Origin of the sequence: Streptomyces sp. NPDC060027 (assembly GCF_042737005.1) — a bacterium.
Taxonomy (GTDB): domain Bacteria; phylum Actinomycetota; class Actinomycetes; order Streptomycetales; family Streptomycetaceae; genus Streptomyces.
Genome location: NZ_JBHWVI010000200.1, coordinates 1 through 16,824, shown reverse-complemented (window position 1 = coordinate 16,824; position 16,824 = coordinate 1). Strand labels below are relative to the sequence as shown.

19 protein-coding genes are annotated in these 16,824 nt (G+C 66.8%); 16 read left to right on the top strand and 3 right to left on the bottom strand.

The genetic code is table 11. The features are described from left to right. The first annotated feature begins 158 nt into the window (after positions 1-158). From ACFWBT_RS33985 to ACFWBT_RS33915, 15 genes are all read left to right on the top strand, one after another. Positions 159-1,019: a helix-turn-helix domain-containing protein gene (locus ACFWBT_RS33985; protein ID WP_385706826.1), complete on the top strand. Its 861-nt coding sequence runs from the start codon at positions 159-161 to the stop codon at positions 1,017-1,019. An 83-nt stretch (positions 1,020-1,102) separates the two neighbouring features. Then, positions 1,103-1,510 carry an ATP-binding protein gene (locus ACFWBT_RS33980; RefSeq protein WP_385706825.1) on the top strand — a complete coding sequence of 136 codons (408 nt, stop codon included), beginning with the start codon at positions 1,103-1,105 and terminating at the stop codon, positions 1,508-1,510. A 175-nt stretch (positions 1,511-1,685) separates the two neighbouring features. After that, complete coding sequence (locus tag ACFWBT_RS33975; RefSeq protein ID WP_385706824.1) at positions 1,686-2,537, top strand: sigma-70 family RNA polymerase sigma factor; 852 nt, start codon at positions 1,686-1,688, stop codon at positions 2,535-2,537. Further along, positions 2,534-3,355 carry a protein phosphatase 2C domain-containing protein gene (locus ACFWBT_RS33970; RefSeq protein WP_385706823.1) on the top strand — a complete coding sequence of 274 codons (822 nt, stop codon included), beginning with the start codon at positions 2,534-2,536 and terminating at the stop codon, positions 3,353-3,355. Before ACFWBT_RS33975 ends, ACFWBT_RS33970 begins: the two co-directional genes overlap by 4 nt. A 174-nt stretch (positions 3,356-3,529) precedes the next feature. After that, on the top strand, positions 3,530-3,877 hold the full coding sequence (locus ACFWBT_RS33965; protein WP_385706822.1) for a hypothetical protein: 348 nt from the start codon (positions 3,530-3,532) through the stop codon (positions 3,875-3,877). 5 nt (positions 3,878-3,882) lie between these two features. After that, the gene (locus ACFWBT_RS33960) at positions 3,883-5,250 is read left to right on the top strand and encodes an FtsK/SpoIIIE domain-containing protein (RefSeq protein WP_385706821.1); all 1,368 of its coding nucleotides are present in this window, start codon (positions 3,883-3,885) and stop codon (positions 5,248-5,250) included. Between the two features lie 86 nt (positions 5,251-5,336). After that, the gene (locus ACFWBT_RS33955; protein WP_385706820.1) at positions 5,337-6,038 is read left to right on the top strand and encodes a DUF2637 domain-containing protein; all 702 of its coding nucleotides are present in this window, start codon (positions 5,337-5,339) and stop codon (positions 6,036-6,038) included. 17 nt (positions 6,039-6,055) lie between these two features. After that, a complete protein-coding gene (locus ACFWBT_RS33950) occupies positions 6,056-6,235 on the top strand; it encodes a mobile element transfer protein (RefSeq protein WP_385706819.1) in 180 nt (59 codons plus the stop codon). Between the two features lie 15 nt (positions 6,236-6,250). Next, entirely contained in the window at positions 6,251-6,406 is a 156-nt protein-coding gene (locus ACFWBT_RS33945) for a hypothetical protein (protein WP_385706818.1), read from the top strand. A 26-nt stretch (positions 6,407-6,432) separates the two neighbouring features. Beyond that, positions 6,433-6,738 (top strand): SpdD protein, encoded by a 306-nt coding sequence (locus ACFWBT_RS33940; protein ID WP_385706817.1) that lies wholly within the window; start codon positions 6,433-6,435, stop codon positions 6,736-6,738. A 97-nt stretch (positions 6,739-6,835) separates the two neighbouring features. Continuing rightward, positions 6,836-8,182, top strand: a complete 1,347-nt coding sequence (locus ACFWBT_RS33935) for a replication initiator (protein WP_385706816.1) — start codon at positions 6,836-6,838, stop codon at positions 8,180-8,182. Beyond that, positions 8,179-8,385: an excisionase family DNA-binding protein gene (locus ACFWBT_RS33930; protein ID WP_385706815.1), complete on the top strand. Its 207-nt coding sequence runs from the start codon at positions 8,179-8,181 to the stop codon at positions 8,383-8,385. Before ACFWBT_RS33935 ends, ACFWBT_RS33930 begins: the two co-directional genes overlap by 4 nt. Next, positions 8,373-9,689: a tyrosine recombinase XerC gene (gene xerC, locus ACFWBT_RS33925; RefSeq protein ID WP_385706814.1), complete on the top strand. Its 1,317-nt coding sequence runs from the start codon at positions 8,373-8,375 to the stop codon at positions 9,687-9,689. Before ACFWBT_RS33930 ends, xerC begins: the two co-directional genes overlap by 13 nt. 301 nt (positions 9,690-9,990) lie before the next feature. Continuing rightward, positions 9,991-10,476 (top strand): hypothetical protein, encoded by a 486-nt coding sequence (locus tag ACFWBT_RS33920; protein WP_385706813.1) that lies wholly within the window; start codon positions 9,991-9,993, stop codon positions 10,474-10,476. 92 nt (positions 10,477-10,568) lie between these two features. Further along, positions 10,569-11,450: an IS5 family transposase gene (locus tag ACFWBT_RS33915; RefSeq protein ID WP_385706812.1), complete on the top strand. Its 882-nt coding sequence runs from the start codon at positions 10,569-10,571 to the stop codon at positions 11,448-11,450. Here the strand turns inward: ACFWBT_RS33915 and ACFWBT_RS33910 are convergent, their stop codons facing one another. Together ACFWBT_RS33910 and ACFWBT_RS33905 are read right to left on the bottom strand one after the other, a co-directional pair. Beyond that, complete coding sequence (locus ACFWBT_RS33910) at positions 11,451-11,795, bottom strand: hypothetical protein (RefSeq protein WP_385706811.1); 345 nt, start codon at positions 11,793-11,795, stop codon at positions 11,451-11,453. 223 nt (positions 11,796-12,018) lie between these two features. Then, positions 12,019-12,645, bottom strand: coding sequence for a hypothetical protein (locus ACFWBT_RS33905; protein WP_385706810.1), 627 nt, complete (start codon positions 12,643-12,645; stop codon positions 12,019-12,021). Between the two features lie 642 nt (positions 12,646-13,287). On the opposite strand from ACFWBT_RS33905, the gene ACFWBT_RS33900 reads away from it, so the two are divergent. After that, positions 13,288-15,444: a pentapeptide repeat-containing protein gene (locus tag ACFWBT_RS33900; RefSeq protein WP_385706809.1), complete on the top strand. Its 2,157-nt coding sequence runs from the start codon at positions 13,288-13,290 to the stop codon at positions 15,442-15,444. Positions 15,445-15,620: 176 nt separating this feature from the next. Here the strand turns inward: ACFWBT_RS33900 and ACFWBT_RS33895 are convergent, their stop codons facing one another. Next, positions 15,621-16,307: a dioxygenase gene (locus tag ACFWBT_RS33895; RefSeq protein WP_385706808.1), complete on the bottom strand. Its 687-nt coding sequence runs from the start codon at positions 16,305-16,307 to the stop codon at positions 15,621-15,623. Positions 16,308-16,824 lie beyond the last annotated feature (517 nt).

Here is a 16,824-nt window from a genome sequence, read left to right as displayed (position 1 = left end):
GGCGAAGACAAGGCGGCGGCCCCGCCGACAAGGCGGCGCGCTCCCGCGCCGTGCGCGGGCCTTGAACCAGTAGAGAAAGTTTGAATCACGTCGTCCTCGTGGGGTCGGTGTGATCGTTGAGCTGGGTGCTCGTCAGGCGTTGGTGTAGAACGCTGGGTATGGGGAGTGAGCGGCAGGAACGAATGCGGGCGCTGGGGGCACACCTTCGGGCTCTGCGGGTTGATGCCGGCCTGACGGGCGCTGTGTTGGCGCAGCGGGCTGGGGTTGGTCAGCCGACGGTCTCCAAGGTGGAGAACGGGCGCATGGTTCCCAGTCGTGACGTCCTCGACCGGCTGTCCGGAGCTCTCGGCCTGGACGCCGCAGCCGTCTCGGAGTTGCGGGCGGCTCTCGCCGAAGTTGAGTCGGTTCCTTCTGCGGGCGCAGACGAGAAGCTGTCGGACTTGAGCGTTTCCGCGGATGCCGTTGTCGACCTGGCGGTGCGCGGGGCCCGGCTCGTTCGGTCGTTCCAGTGCGTCGTCCTGCCAGCCATGCTTCAGAGCGCGGAGTATGCGCGGCACGTCTTCGCGAGCATGCCTGGCGCGGATGCGGCCGAGGTGGGCAAGGCTGTTGCGGCTCGGGTGGAACGGCAGAGCGTCTTGTACGAACCCGGGCGAGAGTCCGTCTTCGTGGTGACGGAGGGCGTGCTGCGGACGTGGCCTCGTAGCCCAGCGCTGATGCTTGCTCAGCTCGACCGACTGCTCGCGGTGGTAAGCCTGACTACTGTGCGGTTCGGGGTGCTCCCGTGGGATCGACCGGTGCCGGTCATGCCGCGGCACGGATTCACGTTGTGCGATCGGGAGACGGTGGTCGTGGAGACCTTCCGGGATGAGCGGGCGGAGAAGGACCCGGACGTGTTCGCGTCGTACGAGGAGTCGTTCGGCCAGTTCGAGCGTGCGGCCGTCTTCGGTGATGAGGCGCGGGAACTGCTGATGCGGATCATGGGTGAACTGCGAGTCCTGCCCGAGGACGTCACTCCATAGAGGAATAATTCCTCAGAATGCCTAGAGGCTCGGCGCATCTAGGAATACTCTGCCTGCGTGCTGTCTAGCCCTCTAGACGAGGAGTGTTCCTCTTGCTTGCGAAGTGGTGCCGTCCGTTCCCTGGCCTGCCGCAACAGGTCGCTGAAGCCCGATACTTCGTCGCCGCCCTGATGGAGGCCGAGGGCCCCCGCATGGTGGAAAACGCCGTCCTCATCGTCAGTGAGCTGGCGTCCAATGCCGTCCGGCACTCCCGGAGCGGGCGCAAGGGCGGCTGGTTCCTGGTGGTCGTCGTGCTCGACGACGACCGGGTACGCATCGAGGTGATCGACGAGGGAGGCGACGACAGACCGCAACTGCTCGCCGCCAACGACTGGGAGGAGGAGGGCGGGCGCGGGCTGTTGCTGATGGCGACCTGCGCCAAGGACTGGGGAGTGAAGGACCGGATGCACGGCCGGTCTGTCTGGGCCGAGCTCACCCGAGCCGGCGCATGATTCCCGTCGTCCTGGTCGGCCGCGCCGCATGCCCCGTTGGTGGCGGGGGGTGAGCCCTCGCGGGGTCCCTGGCTATCGGTCCGGCTTCTACGTGGTTGAAGTTCGTACGGGACGGCGTCTCCCGCCCGAATCGTCTAGGGCCCTAGACTCCTGGATGTATCTAGGAGGTGTGGGCATGTCGGACGAGCTGCAGCGGATCGCGGCCATCGATGATCCGTACTTGCTGCTGCGTGAGGTCACCACCAGGTTGGCCGACGCTCAGCAGGAAGTTACGGAGCTCGCTCGGCTGCGCCGGCGCGTAGTGCAGGACCTGCACGCGCAGGGGCTGTCGTACGCGCAGATCGCAGCGAAGGCCGGACTGAGCCGCGGACGCATTCATCAGATCCGGCATACCGGGCCGGCTCCCGAAGGGGCCTTTCTCGGGCGGGGCGCCGTCACCGTGGCCACTCCTCTGCGTCGCGATGACGAGCGTGGGCGCACGGTGGTCGCTGTGGACGACGTCAGTTCGGGCAAGCGACTGGAGGACCTGGCGCGGTCGTACGGGCTCGATGTCCAGTCCGAGCACGTGTCGGTGAGCGGCGAGATCGACCTCGACCGCGACGGCCTGGTCGTGGTCTGCGGCCCCCGGATGTCCCAGCAGATGTGGGATACCTACGGCCAAGATCCGGTGCTTCGCTGGAAGCAGGCGGACGACGGGCCGTGGACGGTTGTCGACGGGCGCACGGGCGCCGTGTACCGGTCCGGGCAGGACACCGACCCGGCTCGCCCGTACGACGTCGGGTACCTCGGCAGGCTGCCTCGGCCGGATGGAGCGGGCTCGCTGTTGGCCATCGCCGGAATTCACACTCAAGGCTCCCTCGGCGTCGTCCAGTTGCTCTCCTCCGACCTGAACAGCCTGTGGGGGCAGGTCGGTGAGCATCGCTTCTCCACTCTCGTTGGAGTCGAGTACGACCCCGAAACCGGCGAACCTCGCAGCGTCGAACTGCTCTGCCCGCTCTACCGTCACGACGAGGAGCCGGAGGCGTGACGATCGCGCTGGTCTCGCTCCCGGCGGCATCCGACGTGCCGAATGAGGATTTCGCCGCCGCCTCATCCGGGGTGGCGGTCCTCCTCGATGGTGCGGGGGTGGCCGGGGGTGAGACCGGCTGTAAGCACGGTGTCGCCTGGTTGTCCGCAACGCTGGGCGGGGTTCTGCTCGGCACGCTCGTTGAGCAGCCGGGCCTCCCGATGGTCGAGTGTCTGAGCCATGCGATCCGCACTGTCGGGTCCCTGCACGAGGATGACTGCAACCTGCGCCACCCGGCCAGCCCAACCAGTACCGTCGTCGCCGCGAGGACCAAGGCGGGCGCTCTGGAATACCTCGTCCTGGGAGACTCGGCGCTCCTCATGGCCGGCCGTGACGGCACGGTCGACGTCGTCACGGACCGACGGTTGGATGAGGTGGGTAAGCAACTACGCGGGCCCGTTGACGCCTTGCCCACAGGTTCGCCCGAACATGCTGCCGCTCTCGCCGAGTACAGGACTGCCCTTACCCGGCTGCGCAACCGGCCCGAGGGCTTCTGGATTGCCGGGCCCGACCCGGAAGCGGCCCAACATGCGCTCACCGGTTCTGTCCCGCTGGACTCCTTGGCGTCCGCGGCCCTGATGAGCGACGGGGCCACCCGCCTCGTAGACCGGTTCGAACTCGCCACATGGGATGAGCTGTTCGCGCTCGTCGCCACGTCCGGTCCTGCCGAGGCAATCAGCCGGGTGCGCGACGCGGAAGCCGGTGACCCTGACGGCCGGCGATGGCCGCGGGGCAAGGCCCGTGACGATGCCACGGTGCTGCACTGGGTGCTGCCGTAGTTGATGCGGCACGCCGTACCTTGTGTACCCCCCTAGACAGTTGATGGATCGTCGGCTTACTGTTGTCGTCAACCCCCCTAGACGGTTGGGGTGGCTCCCTCCTTTGCTGTCTAGGGGGGTATCCAATCGAGATGGCACCGGAAGCGGTGCCACCGACTCAGTGAGGTCAACAGAATGCGTGTCATCCCCGTGGACACTTCGGCCGCGACGCTCCTCGTCACCAAGCTGCCCGAGGTGAAGGTGAAGGACCGGCAGACGGGCGAGATCGCCGTGGACCCGGTGACCAACGACCGGCTGATGGTGCTGGAGGTGGTGTTCATCGCCCAGGGCGGCTCGGACATGGTCAAGGTGACCGTGCCCGCCAAGGGCATCGGCGAGGGTCTGGTCATGGGTACGCCGGTGATCCTCTCCGGCCTGGTCGCGCGGCCGTGGGAGAGCGAGTTCGGCGGGCGGGCCCGGCACGGGATCGCCTACCGGGTCGATGCCGTCATGGCCAACGTCCCCGCCTCGGTGCAGGGCTGAACGCCATGACCGATTCCGTGTGGACGCTGCTCCTGGCGCTGGTGATGCTGGGCGTGGTCTTGCAGGTGCTGCGGCGCCGGTTACCGGTCGTCTTCTGGTGGCTCATCGGCTATCCGGTCGTTGCGCTGCGCGTGATTGCCACCTACCGCGCCACCATGGATGCGTGCGGCCTGACCGTCCCGGCCTCGGCCGTACGGCGAGCGACGGCCCGGATGATGGGACGGGAGGCGGGGCCTGTTCCGCCGCGCCGATCGCTTCCTCTGCCCACAAGTTCTGGGCTCGTGATGCGACTGCGTATGGCGACCGGGCAGGCGCCGGAGGACTTCATGGCCTCCGCTGACCGGTTGCGCCACGCCTGGGCGGCGCATGCCGTCCACATCCGGCCGACCAAGCCGGGACGCCTCGAACTGCGGCTCATCGGCTGGGACGTGCTCGCCAACGTGCGTCCCGCGCGGCGCCGGCTCGCTGGCGGACCGCTGACTCTTCCTCTCGCCCTGCGGGACGACGGGGGTTGGCACGTACGGGACTTCCGTACCGTGCCGCACGAACTCATCCTCGGTGCCACCCAGTCCGGCAAGTCCGTCTACCTGCGCAACCTGCTGTGCGGTCTGGCCCGGCAACGGGTCGTCCTCGTCGGTATCGACTGCAAGTGGGGTGTTGAACTGGCTCCGTTCGCGCCCCGGTTGTCCGCGCTCGCCGATACTTCGGACCGTGCGAACGAACTCCTGGACGTCCTCTTGGAGGAGATGGAGGAGCGGTTCCGGCTGATCGGCGTCACCTCTGGAGCGGGACCAGATGCCGTGCTCACGTCCGACGTGTGGGGACTGCCCGACGTGGTCCGGCCCGTACCGATCGTGATCGTCGTCGACGAGGTGGCGGAACTCTTCCTCGCCGCGAGCCGCGATGACGAGAAGCGCCGGGACGCCATGGTCACCAAGCTGATCCGCATCGCCCAGCTCGGCCGCGCCGCGGGCATCTACCTGGAGGTGTGCGGACAGCGCTTCGGCTCCGAACTCGGCAAGGGCGCCACCATGCTGCGGGCCCAGCTCACCGGTCGCGTCTGCCACCGGGTCAACGACGAGTCCTCCGCGAACATGGCTCTTGCCGACATCTCCCCCGAAGCCGCACTCGCCGCGACTGGCATCCCCGCGGACCGTCCGGGCGTGGCCGTCGTCGGTGACTCCTCGGGCGGCTGGTCCCGCGCCCGCTCACCGCACCTCACCCTGGACGACGCCGCGGCCATCTGCCGCGCCACTGTGGACCTGGTCCCGGACCTGCCTCGTCTCGCCGCCTTTCGGCCGGCCGTCGCTCCAGAGACCGGGGAGAAGTCCACACCTGCCGCTGTGGCTGCCCCGCGCCCCGTAACCGAGTAGCAGCACCTCATTTCCCCGGTCGGCGTGACTGCCTCGCGCCGTGTCCCTACCCCTCCCATGCCTCGAACCGGAAGGAGTCCGTGCCGATGCGTGCCTTCCTGGCCCGTGTGGACGCCGTGATCATCCAAGCCGTCATCGCGGGCGCCCTGTCCTTCTCCCACCTGCACGACCTCGCCGAGGCGGCCGGACAGGGCGGCTGGAAGGCGTGGGCCTACCCCGTCTCCGTCGACCTGCTCTTGGTCGCTGCCTGGCGGCGGATGCGCGAACAGCAGCGTGCCGGGCTCCCGGCCGGTGGGGCTCGGCTGTGGTTCCTGGTCGCCCTCGCGGCATCCCTCGGTGCGAACATCGCCACCGCCGGACTCCTCGACCTGACCGACGTCCCTTCCCTGCTTCGCGTCGTCGTCGCGGGCTGGCCGGCGGTGGCCTTCTTCGGCGGCACGCTGCTGGCCCACACGCCCCGCACCGCGGAGGGCGCCGACCGTAGTGCGTCGACTGGGTCCGAGGTGGGGGAGTCGATGCCGCTCGTTCCCACTCCCGCGATCGTCGAACCGACAGTCAGCGGCCCGGCGGAGCCCGACCTCATCCCGGCCTTGAATCCCGTGGCCGACTCGGGCCCGGCACCGGTGGCCGCCTCGACCTTCCACCTTCCGCCCGCCCTCGTCGACCGTGCCCAAGCGCTCGCCCGAGAGCTCCACTCCAGTACCGGCGAACCCGCCGACCCCGACACCGTCCGTGCCCGGCTCGGCCTGCCCGCGTCCATGACGTCGGCCGTCGCCGCGCACCTCTGACCAGGGAGACGCCCGCCATGACTCCACGTTTTCGAGACGTCCGCCGCATCGGCCCCGTACAGGTCGCCTCGTACCTCTCCCGAGGCCGTACCCGACACGTCGCCGTCTGCACCGCCCCGCACTGCGACTTCTCTGCCGAGTACGACAGCCGCGCCGCCGCCGAGCTCGCCGCCGGCATCCACCGCTGCCGCGCCTGACAGGAGACGACAGACATGCACGTCCCGCTCTGGCTCGCCCTCCTCGCCGTCGGGGCCCTCGGAGTCCGGCTCGCCCGACCGCCGTGGTGGCTCGTCGTCGTGCTCCTCCTCGGCGGCTACCTCGCAGCCGGGAGCTTCCTCGCCCCTGCCATCGACCCCGTCCTCAAGTAGCGCCCGTACAGAAGGGAATCCGCCCCATGTTCAAGCCCAAGTACCCGCCCATGGACACCGCCCCGGTACCCGCCGCGCCGCCTTCGACCGTCCACACCCCGGTTCCCCTCCAGCGCGCTGCGGCGCCTGCTCCCACAGAGGTGGCTTCGAACCGTCCTGCCGTGCAGCTCACCCCGGGAGGCGTACTGACCCTCGTGGCGGGTGGCTCCGCCGTCGTCCTGGTCGTGGGAGCCGTCCTGGTCTCCATGCTCCTCGCCGTCGCGATCACCGCCGCCTCCGTGGCCGTCTGCGCGGTCACCATCCGCTCGGTCCTCAAGAGCGACCGCCGCTGACCTCATCCCTTCCGCACCTTGGCCTGCCCATGCTGTCTAGCCCCCTGGACGGGTCAGGCGTCGTCACGAACCCGTTCCCTCAAGGAGGAACCCGCACATGCGCACCGAGGCTCCGACCGGAGCCGTCCGCCAGTTGGCGGCCCTCGCCCAGCTCGGCGACCTGAGCAACTACGCGCACCAGATCCAACGACTCGGCGGCTGCGAGCGGCCCGTACGGATGGAGGGTCACCGCCTGGACGTCCTCGCCGCCACCGGCGAAATTGTCCGAGAGATCGTCGACCGCGACCTTCCCGCCGGACAACTCCTCATCCGGTGCAACAACCGCCGCGCGACCCGCTGCGCCGCCTGCGCCGAGGTCTACCGCAAGGACACCTTCCACCTCGTCACCGCCGGCCTGAGCGGCGGCAAGGGCATCGGCCCCGCGGTCGCCGAACACCCCCGCGTCTTCGCCACCTTCACCGCGCCGTCCTTCGGCCCCGTCCACAACCGGCCTGCTGGTGGTCGCTGCCGCTGCGGGCTCCTGCACGCGGATGGAGACGCCGTTCTCGGCACCCCGCTGGACGCGGACCGCTACGACTACCGCGCCGCCGTCCTGTGGAATGCCCACGCCGGTGCCTTATGGGCCCGCTTCGTCACGTACCTCCGCCAGCAGCTCGCGTCTCGCGCGGGCATCGGCCGTTCGGAGCTGCGCGACTGCCTCAAGGTGTCGTACGCCAAGGTCGCCGAGTATCAGCGACGGGGCGCCGTCCACTTCCATGCCGTGATCCGCCTCGACGGCCCGGAAGGAGCCGAGGACACCCCGCCGGTCTGGGCCACCACCGAACTCCTCACCGACGCCATCCGCTCGGCCGCCAAGCTTGCCGAGACACCCGGCCCGGTCTTGGACGATCGCGCCCACACTTTCCGCTTTGGCGAACAACTCGACGTCCGCCCCATCCAGTCCGCGGACTTCACCGGCCCCACGAACCTGAGCAGCCGTGCCGTCGCCGCCTACATCGCCAAGTACGCGACCAAGGGCGCCGAAAGCGCGACAGGCACGCTCGACCGTCCTATCCGCAACCCGATCACCGACCTCATCGGCGCCGAAGTCACCGATCACGCACGGCAGATGATCCTCACCTGCTGGCGCCTCGGCGGCTTCCCCGAGCTCGAAGAACTGCGCCTGCGCAAGTGGGCCCACATGCTCGGTTTCCGCGGCCACTTCTCCACCAAGTCCCGCGCCTACTCCGTCACTCTCGGCGCCCTCCGCCAAGAACGCGCCGACCACAACGAAACGCTGACCCGCGAACGCGCCGCCGCAGCCGGTCACCCGCTGCCCGACCCGGACACCGTGCTCGTCCTCTCGCACTGGCGGTTCGCCGGCACCGGTCTGACCGCTGCGGAAGCTCTGTTCGCCGCCTCACGCACACCCGCCCCCGACGGAGAAGGAGAACCAACCCCATGACCACGGTGACCCTTCACCGCAAGTGGCACACGACGGCTGAGGTCGCCGAGATGCTCGCTTTCAGCCTTTCCAAGACCAAGATGCTCGTCCTCACCGGCGAGATTCGTTCCGTCAAGATCGGCCGTAGTCGCCGCATCCTCCCGGCCTGGGTGGACGACTACGTGAACCGCTGCGCCGACGAATCCGAGAGGTGGTCCGTGTGAGCGGCAAGCGAGGCAACGGCGAAGGGTCGATCTACCCCTACCGGAACGGCTATGCGGCCTATGCCTGGGTCACCACCCCGGAGGGGAATCGCAAGCGGAAGTACGTCTACGGACCGACCCGCAAGGACGTCCACGAGAAATGGCTCAAGCTCCACAATGAAGCCAAGAAGGGGCCGGTGGCGACGAACACGCCTTCCCTGGCCCAGTACTTGGCCTACTGGCTTCGGGAAGTCGTGGAGCCCAACCTGCGGCCACTGACCGCAGCGACCTACGAGACGACCGTACGCCTCTACATCGTGCCGCTCCTCGGCTCCAAGCGGCTGGACCGGCTGACCGTGCAGGACATGCGCGGCTGGCTTAACAAGCTCGCCGACACCTGCCAGTGCTGCGCCCAGGGCAAGGACGCCAAGCGGCCCGAGGAACGGCGGCGGTGCTGCGCCATGGGGGAGTGCTGCCGACAGACGCTCTCGAAACGCTCGGTCAATGACGCCCGGACCATCCTTCGCAGCGCGCTCACCAATGCCATGGTCGAGGAGCGCATCTCGAAGAACGTCGCCCAGCTCGTCAAGGTCCAGCGGGCCCGGCGGAAGCGGCCGGAACCCTGGTCGGTGGAGGAAGCCTGTGCCTTCCTGGAGAACGCCCAAATCTGGCGGGACTATCTCTACCCGGCGTATGTCCAGATCCTCGTTCTCGGCCTGCGCAAGGGGGAGGTCCTGGGCCTCACTTGGTCGGACGTGAACCTTGATACGGGGGAACTGCACATTCGCCACCAGCTGCAGCGGGTCCGTCGGCGGCTGCTGCACACCGACACGGCCAAGACGGAGGCCTCGGAGGCGGTGCTCCCGCTGCCTGACATCTGCCTGACAGCCCTCCGGCTCCGCCAGAAGGAGCAGCAGGCGGCGAAGGAGCGAGCCGCGGATCTCTGGACGGAATCAGACCTCGTCTTCACCACTCGCTACGGCACCCCGGTCGAGCCGAGGAACTTCACCCGCGAGTTCGACCGCCGCTGCGAGCGCGCCGGCGTCCGCCGTATCCGTGTCCACGACACCCGCCACACCTGCGCCTCGCTCCTGGCGGCCCTCGACGTCCACCCCCGGATCGCGATGCAGATCCTCCGCCACTCGGAGATCGCGGTCACGATGGAGGTCTATACGCACGTGCCCTCTGCCGAGACCCGCCGGGCGCTCCGCAAGCTCGGCAAGGCGCTGGGCGGCGGCAAGCAGAAGAAGGAAAAGAAGGGGAAGCGCAAGCAGCAGGAGGGGGCGGAGGAGCCGTCAGCCGAGGGCGGCCAGCTAGAGCCATAGCGGTTGCTGTACTCCGCTGCTGTACGCACGACAGAGGCCCATTCGCGATCACGCGAATGGGCCTCTGACCTGTGTCGGGGTGGCGGGATTTGAACCCACGACCTCTTCGTCCCGAAGCAACTTGGGTGGGGCCTCCACCTTGGGCCGTTGTGCTGCTCACCTCTGCTGATGGTCCGCAGGAGTCCGTGCTTGTCCGCCGTTGTGCGTCGGCGTTGTCACGCAGCTAGACACTCACCGCATGCCTGCACGATGCGGCACAGCCGTGGCATGGTCGGCATTGGCCGGGTGGAACGATGGCTCAGTGGACATAGCTTCGGAACTGCGCGCCCTGATCGGCTCTTTGTCGCGGGAAGAAGGGCTCTTCGGCCTCGTGGTCGACAAGGCCGGCGGATCCGTTCCGGAAGTTGTCCACCAAGTGGCCACCAAGGCGAAACAGGTATGGAAGGACTATGCCGTAGAGGGGGCGGTGGGCCCTGACACGCCCTCGGAGGTCGAGGGTGCACTCTCGCCGATTGACGATGAACGCGCCGTAGAGCTCCTGACCTACCTGGCGACCGATGACCTCGTGTTCCCGGGTACACGACGCCGCGACCGTCCCCACGCCCATCGAGCGGCGGAACGTGTGGTGCGCCTGCTGGGCTACCAGTCCGTCTGGTACACAAACATCAGCGACCTCTCGCCGGGGGCACGGGCATGGGACCCGGTCACTCGGCATACCTTCGATGGGGTCGTTGCGGGCACCGGCGGCAACTTCACCGTGGTGTTGTTGCAGGTGGGTGAGGACTGAGCCCCACTGGAGAGAAACACCCCATCTTGCCTGACGGCTAGGTTCTGTCCGGCGGATCATGCGATCGCCTCGCGTGGACCATTGTGTTGGTTGTGGGGCGGGGCGATCTTACGAACGACGAGTGGGTGCAACTTGCCCCACATCTGCCGAAGTCTGGGCGCCGGGGTGGACGGTGGATTGATCACCGGACGGTGATCAACGGGATCCTGTTCCGGGTCCGCACGGGTGTCCCGTGGCGAGATCTGCCAGAGCGGTTCGGGAGCTGGAAAACCGTGTACGAGCGCCACCGCCGGTGGTCGGCGGACGGCACCTGGGAAAGGATCCTCCAGGCCGTCCAGGCCGAGGCCGACTCGCAGGGGCGCATCGACTGGAGCATGGTGAGCGTGGACTCCACCTCGTGCCGGGCCCACCAGCACGCTGCCGGTGCACCGCGCAGAACACCCCGTATCCCGAAACGGAGATCAACGCCCCGGCAGCACCGCCCCGACGAAGGACTCGGCCGGTCCCGTGGCGGTCTGACCTCCAAGATCCACCTTGCCGGGGAGGGCGGCCGCCGTCCACTGGCCTTCCTGATCACGCCGGGCCAGTGGGGTGACAGCCCACAGCTGGTACCCGTCCTCGAACGGATCCGGGTCAAGCGCCCCGGCGGTGGCCATCCGCGCACCCGCCCCGACCACCTGGGCGGAGATAAGGCGTACAGCTCTCGCCGCAACCGCCGGTACCTGCGCAGACGGCAGATCAAACACATCATCCCGGAACCGAAGGACCAGCGGGCCAACCGCCGGCGCCGCGGCAGCCGAGGAGGTCGGCCCGCTGGCTTCGACAAAGAGATGTACAAGCGCAGGAACGAGGTCGAACGCACGATCAACCGACTCAAGCACTTCCGGGCTGTAGCAGCGCGGTATGACAAGCGCGCCTACGTCTTCCATGGCACCGTCACCGTTGCGTCGATCCGCCTTTGGCTCAGGCCGTGATCAGTCGGTTTCCAGAGCGTCGGCCCGCTTCTCGAGGTCCTCTGCAATGTGGTCCCAATCCGGGCCGTGCATCCACAGATTCTCAGCAGCTTCCCGCAGCAGTGCCGGTTCGTCCGGCCGCTGCAAGAGCACCAGCCGATAGGCCAGATTCCGGATCCAGACCGGCAGGTAGCCGTCCGCCACGTGCGGGCAGAGTTCACGAAGCATGGCAAGGATCGAATCCGCGTCGGCGAACGTCAGCTCCTCGACGAAGTAGTGCTCCCTGTGTTCGCGCCCGCACTCCGGCGTGGGCCGGTACTCGTCTCCGTAGAGACATCTGGCGTGCTCCGTCAGGGTGCTGTGCATGGCCCGGAGCCTATGCCGCCATGATCCGCCGGACAGAACCTAGCCCTCGGGGGAAACCCGTTCGGCCGGGGGCTGTGACCTGGCGGTTCGCGTCCCCTGCTCACAGCTGATCTGTCACTGGTTGTCGCCGTGGGTCACTGTTGAGCGACCTCGCACGGCCCAGGGACGGCCCAGGACTCGGCCGACTGGTACCCACCCCAGAGCAGAGTGCGTCGCTCGCCGATCACTCAAGAGGTTGAGGAGCGACTGGAAGCTGTTCGCTGTGAAGCCAGCCAAAGGTGCGGTCCGGTTCGAGGTGGGCCTGTCCCCAATGGATGACGTGGATGCCGCTCTCGACGTCGGCCGTGAAGAACACGCAGACCAGTTTCGTCGAGGCCCCCAGTTCCTCGAACGCTTCGTGTAACTCCAGGTACTCCTCTGTTGTCAGGTCGTCGTCGAGGTCGAACAGCGCTTCCCGCGGCTCCGGCCCGTGCGCCCAGAACATCCGGCGGCGCGTGGAAGAAGCCTTGGCGGGCAACCGAGCACGATCGAGAGACCTCGGCCTGTCCGCGTATTTGAAGGGGAAGAGCGCGTGATCGTTGATCACGGCGTACTCGTACCCACGAACTTCCCGCACGGGCTCGCCCAGCTCGCGCGCCATGTCCGCCAGGTACTCGCGCACGGCCTCCGCGAGGGTCACACCGTAGGGACTCCGCTTCTTCAGTCCGGCCGTGAGGTGCGTGGCGTGAGCCTTCGCATGCGCTTTGGCTAGTTGCACCGGGACCGCCGCAGCAAGCCTGCCCGCCTGCTGCCCGAACCGCTCGATCGCCCAGGCCGACGGCACGATCGGATCGCCACCCAACACGGACATGCGACGTCCCCTCCCCCTGGTCACCCACCTCTCAACTGTTTGACACGTACACGAAGGGCACACAAGGGAGCGATCCGGCCACGGAGGAAGGAAAGGAGCCCACGAGATGGCGGCCAAAGCAGGCGACATCCGCCTCGTAAGTTCGATCCGAACGCGGCCCGGCAGCGCGCTCGCCCAATCGGAGCGTGCGTGCCGTGCCACGCATGGGCGCGTGCATCCGTTCCGTTGATGTCACCTGGGGATGTCAACCAGAGCTAGCGCTTCTTGCGGATCCTGCGCTTCTTCTCCTTGGCTTCCTTCTCCTTGCGCTGTGCCACGCCGTACGGGGACCACGGTCCCTGATGTACCGGACACCGGGAGGTGCCTGTCACCACCTTCCGCTGACAAGACCGTCCTGCCTTGGTCGTCGCACCACACTTCGCCACCCTGCTTCCCTCCCCAGCCTCGTCAAGCAGTACGTCAAGCTCTAGGCACCTTGGCTCGGCTTCCGCCGGCAGGGAAGGCGCATGCTGGACTCTCCAGTGCACGCGGGCGCGCGCTGCCCCGACCCGTGCAGGATGTGCGCGTGGACAAGGCAATCGACTTCTCCAAGGACAACGCGCTTGGGGCAACCGGTGCAGCTCCTCGGATGTCCTTTCTTCCATGACCACTGCAGCAACGGCACCGACCTGGTCACTCTGCGGGCGCGTGGACCCAGCGGGCGGTCCGGCTTGCTCAGGCCGCTCCATCGCCGCGCGCCAGGCATGTCTGGCTCATCTCACTGATGCAGACCGTGGTGCCTACCTTTCTGCTCTGAGCCCTGGGGACGATGTCGACCATCGGGGCACCGTCTTCACGCCCGAGCTATTGCAGGAATTGCTGGCCGCCCTGCGCAACCCAGCCACTGAGCAAGCCCAGCTGGGCCAAGCCAGGTTCGACTCGGCCACCTTCACCGGCGACGCCAGGTTCGACTCGGCCATCTTCACCGGCGACGTCTGGTTCAACTCAGCCGCCTTCACCGGCACCGCTTGGTTCGGCTCCGCCACCTTCTCTCGGCCTGCCAGATTCGACTCGGCCACATTCGCCAGCACAGCGTGGTTCGCCTCGGCCACCTTCAATGGCACCGCTTGGTTCAGCTCGGCCACCTTCGGCGACACCGCCGGGTTCGGCTTCGCCACGTTTGCTGGCGATTCCTGGTTCAGCGAAGCCAGCTTCACCGGTGACGCCTGGTTCGAGTCGGCTACCTTCACCGGTGACGCCTGGTTCGAGTCGGCTACCTTCACCAGAGATGCCAAGTTCAAGGCGGCTACATTTACCCGCGACGCTGGATTCCGCTCGGCCACCTTCGCCGGTGACGCCCGGTTCGACTCGACTACGTTTAGTCGCGATGCTGGATTCCGCTCGGCCACGTTTTCCGACACAGCCTGGTTCCGGTCCGCTACCTTCATCCGCGAGGCCAGGTTCAACTCGGCCGCCTTCGCCGGTGGCGCATGGTTCGTCTCAGCCGTCTTCACCCGCGATGCAATCTTCCACTCGGCTACGTTCGCCGGCGATGCCTGGTTCGACTCAGCCGTCTTCACCCGGGAAGCCGGGTTCAATTCGGCCGCTTTCACCGGCACAGCCAGGTTCTGCTCTGCCACTTTCACCGGCGCCACGAAATTCGACGCAGCCACCTTCTCCAGCGATGCCAGGTTCGACTCAGCGGTCTTCAAGGGAATCTCTACAGTGGGGCCCTTAGTGTGCGCGGGGCGGTTCGTACTGTCAGGGGCATCATTTGATGGCGCGGTGACGGTCGCTGCTGCGGCACATCGATTGGAGTGCCGCCGTACGCGCTGGTCTTCAACAGCCATGCTCGAACTGCGGTACGCAACCGTGGACTTCGCGCATGCCGTGTTTGAGTACCCCTTGACCATCACTGCCGAGCGGCAACCCTTTGTCTTCCCTGACGGGACGGAAGTAGCCGAGACAGCTCTCATGGACGCTCCGAGCGCCGGCGTGCGACTGTCCTCACTACGCGGTGTGGATGCCGCTCACTTGGTGCTCGCCGACATTGACCTGTCACGCTGCCTATTAACCGGGACCGTGCACCTGGACCAGTTGCGACTGGAAGGCGCCTGTTCCTTCGGCACGGTGCCGTCCCGAACTCATTGGTCCGGTTGGCACCCGGTGCGGTTCACCGAACGGCGTACCCTGGCCGAGGAACACCACTGGCGTGCCAGTCAGCGAGATGCGGCCCCCGGCTGGAACGTGTCTGTGTTTGGCGCACAGGATGCTCGACCAGCGTCGCTGGCCCCGGTGTACCGGCAACTGCGAAAGTCGTTCGAAGACAGTAAGAATGAGCCCGGTGCCGCCGACTTCTACTACGGCGAAATGGAAATGCGCCGCCACAGCCCACAAACCCCGCGAGCCGAGCGCAGCCTACTCGCCGCCTACTGGGCACTGTCCGGTTACGGATTGCGAGCCACCCGTGCTCTCGTCTGGCTACTGCTGGCAATGGCTGGCACACTCCTGGCAATGATGCTGTGGGGTCTTCCGGCCGACGAGCCGCAGGCGCAGTCAACCGGGAAAATGACGGGGCAAGACATCCGGTTGACCACTGACACCCCTGCACCCAGCAATCCAGTGGGCCCGCTGCATGAACGTGTCTCGACCGAACGGTTCGAGAAGTCCTTGCGAGTGGTGCTGAACTCGGTGATCTTCCGGTCCTCCGAGCAGGACCTGACCACCACCGGTACCTACACCGAGATGGCCTCCCGCCTTTCCGAACCAGTGTTGCTAGGTCTCGCTGTCTTCGCCATCCGCGGACGCATCAAGCGTTAGCAGCCAACTCGGACGCAGGGAAGTGGAGATTGACTAGACCATCGTGGCAGCGATGTCACCGTGGGTTCAAAGCACACCGCCTCCGCCGAGGGGGGTGCCACTCTTCGGAGCGGCACCCCCTCGATGCGACCTTGTCTCACTTGTGGGCCACGATTGCACGAGTGATGTCGGGGCCGTCAGTCGCTGCTGATCTTCCCCACGGCCTCCCACAGCTCGGGGAACGGTGCAACAACACGGGACCGCAAGAAGGCCGCCCCATCGTCCGAACCGCCAGTTCCCTGTCTGCCTATCCCCACCACCAAGCGCGCATTCTGCAGGTGGTCCCACAACCAGTGCTCGTAAGCCATGGCTACCCTAAGGAGAGCCTGAGCTACGAGGTAAAGAGGCTCTTCTGGCGAACGGATGACGGTCGCAAGAGTCACCTCCTGTTCTTCCATGGAGTTCTTGAACTCCTTAAAAACGGGACTTTCGTTCCCTTCCAGGCCCAAGGCACGGCGCACCTCGGTGAACCCGGGCGAGTGAGCTCCGGATGCGGGAGCCAAGAGGTCGCGAAACGCTTCGAACCTTTCAGCAGTGAAATACGGAGGGCGAAGCAGGCTCAACTTAGTCTGCATGCCTTCGACGATTGCGGCCGCACGAGTCAGGTGGAATGTGGCTTTACCTAGGTCGCGCTGCAGCTTCAGTAGATCAACAGTGGCTTCCAGGTCCACAAGCATCTGGGCGAGACTGAGTTCGCTCTCCTGGTGGAGCCGTTTGAAGTGGAGCTCGTCGGCTTTGGCGGAGGCTCCTGCCGCATCCGGCAGAGCTTCGAAGCCAATCTCAAGAAGGTGAGGGAGTCCAACATAGTTGGTGTACTTAGACAAGGCGCACCGCCCCAGGGTGGAATTCGCCCGCTACCCCGCAGCTGCCCTCTCCCAGCAGCTCGCCGGTTCCTTCCCCGATGAGGGGGCCTAGCGAAGATCCACTCTTGCCGTCGCGGATGCCGGCAAGAGGAATCCTGCTCCTAGCAAACATGAGCAGCAGCGAATTACGCAAGGCCCAGATGAAAGACACCCCCCACATCTGTCATTAGTTAGACCCCGGAACATTCTTGCACCGGTAGGGAATTACGCCGCGCTGTTGCGAGCTCGTCTAGGTACACCCACAGCCTCGCAGCGCACGACCGGCGGCTGACAGTCGCCTTCTTCGACGACCAACTGGCGGCGGGTGCGGCACTGCCTCCCTGCAGCAAGCTTCGCCCGGTCCATCGAGCAGTACCGTCACCACCATCCGTCACCCTCCCCAGCTCCCATCCCGTCTGCCGTCGACCCACACACCGTGGAGCGGGCGTGGTTCCTGGCGTCCAGGTGGAGCGCGCCACTGTACGAACGACCTGGACGC

Coding starts and splice junctions, on each gene's coding strand:
- ACFWBT_RS33910 (WP_385706811.1), bottom strand. CDS start 11,795: ATGCACAGCACCCTGACGGAGCACGCCAGATGTCTCTACGGAGACGAG.
- ACFWBT_RS33975 (WP_385706824.1), top strand. CDS start 1,686: ATGTCGGACGAGCTGCAGCGGATCGCGGCCATCGATGATCCGTACTTG.
- ACFWBT_RS33955 (WP_385706820.1), top strand. CDS start 5,337: ATGCGTGCCTTCCTGGCCCGTGTGGACGCCGTGATCATCCAAGCCGTC.
- ACFWBT_RS33945 (WP_385706818.1), top strand. CDS start 6,251: ATGCACGTCCCGCTCTGGCTCGCCCTCCTCGCCGTCGGGGCCCTCGGA.
- ACFWBT_RS33940 (WP_385706817.1), top strand. CDS start 6,433: ATGTTCAAGCCCAAGTACCCGCCCATGGACACCGCCCCGGTACCCGCC.
- ACFWBT_RS33960 (WP_385706821.1), top strand. CDS start 3,883: ATGACCGATTCCGTGTGGACGCTGCTCCTGGCGCTGGTGATGCTGGGC.
- ACFWBT_RS33965 (WP_385706822.1), top strand. CDS start 3,530: ATGCGTGTCATCCCCGTGGACACTTCGGCCGCGACGCTCCTCGTCACC.
- ACFWBT_RS33930 (WP_385706815.1), top strand. CDS start 8,179: ATGACCACGGTGACCCTTCACCGCAAGTGGCACACGACGGCTGAGGTC.
- ACFWBT_RS33935 (WP_385706816.1), top strand. CDS start 6,836: ATGCGCACCGAGGCTCCGACCGGAGCCGTCCGCCAGTTGGCGGCCCTC.
- ACFWBT_RS33950 (WP_385706819.1), top strand. CDS start 6,056: ATGACTCCACGTTTTCGAGACGTCCGCCGCATCGGCCCCGTACAGGTC.
- ACFWBT_RS33905 (WP_385706810.1), bottom strand. CDS start 12,645: ATGTCCGTGTTGGGTGGCGATCCGATCGTGCCGTCGGCCTGGGCGATC.
- ACFWBT_RS33900 (WP_385706809.1), top strand. CDS start 13,288: ATGACCACTGCAGCAACGGCACCGACCTGGTCACTCTGCGGGCGCGTG.
- ACFWBT_RS33985 (WP_385706826.1), top strand. CDS start 159: ATGGGGAGTGAGCGGCAGGAACGAATGCGGGCGCTGGGGGCACACCTT.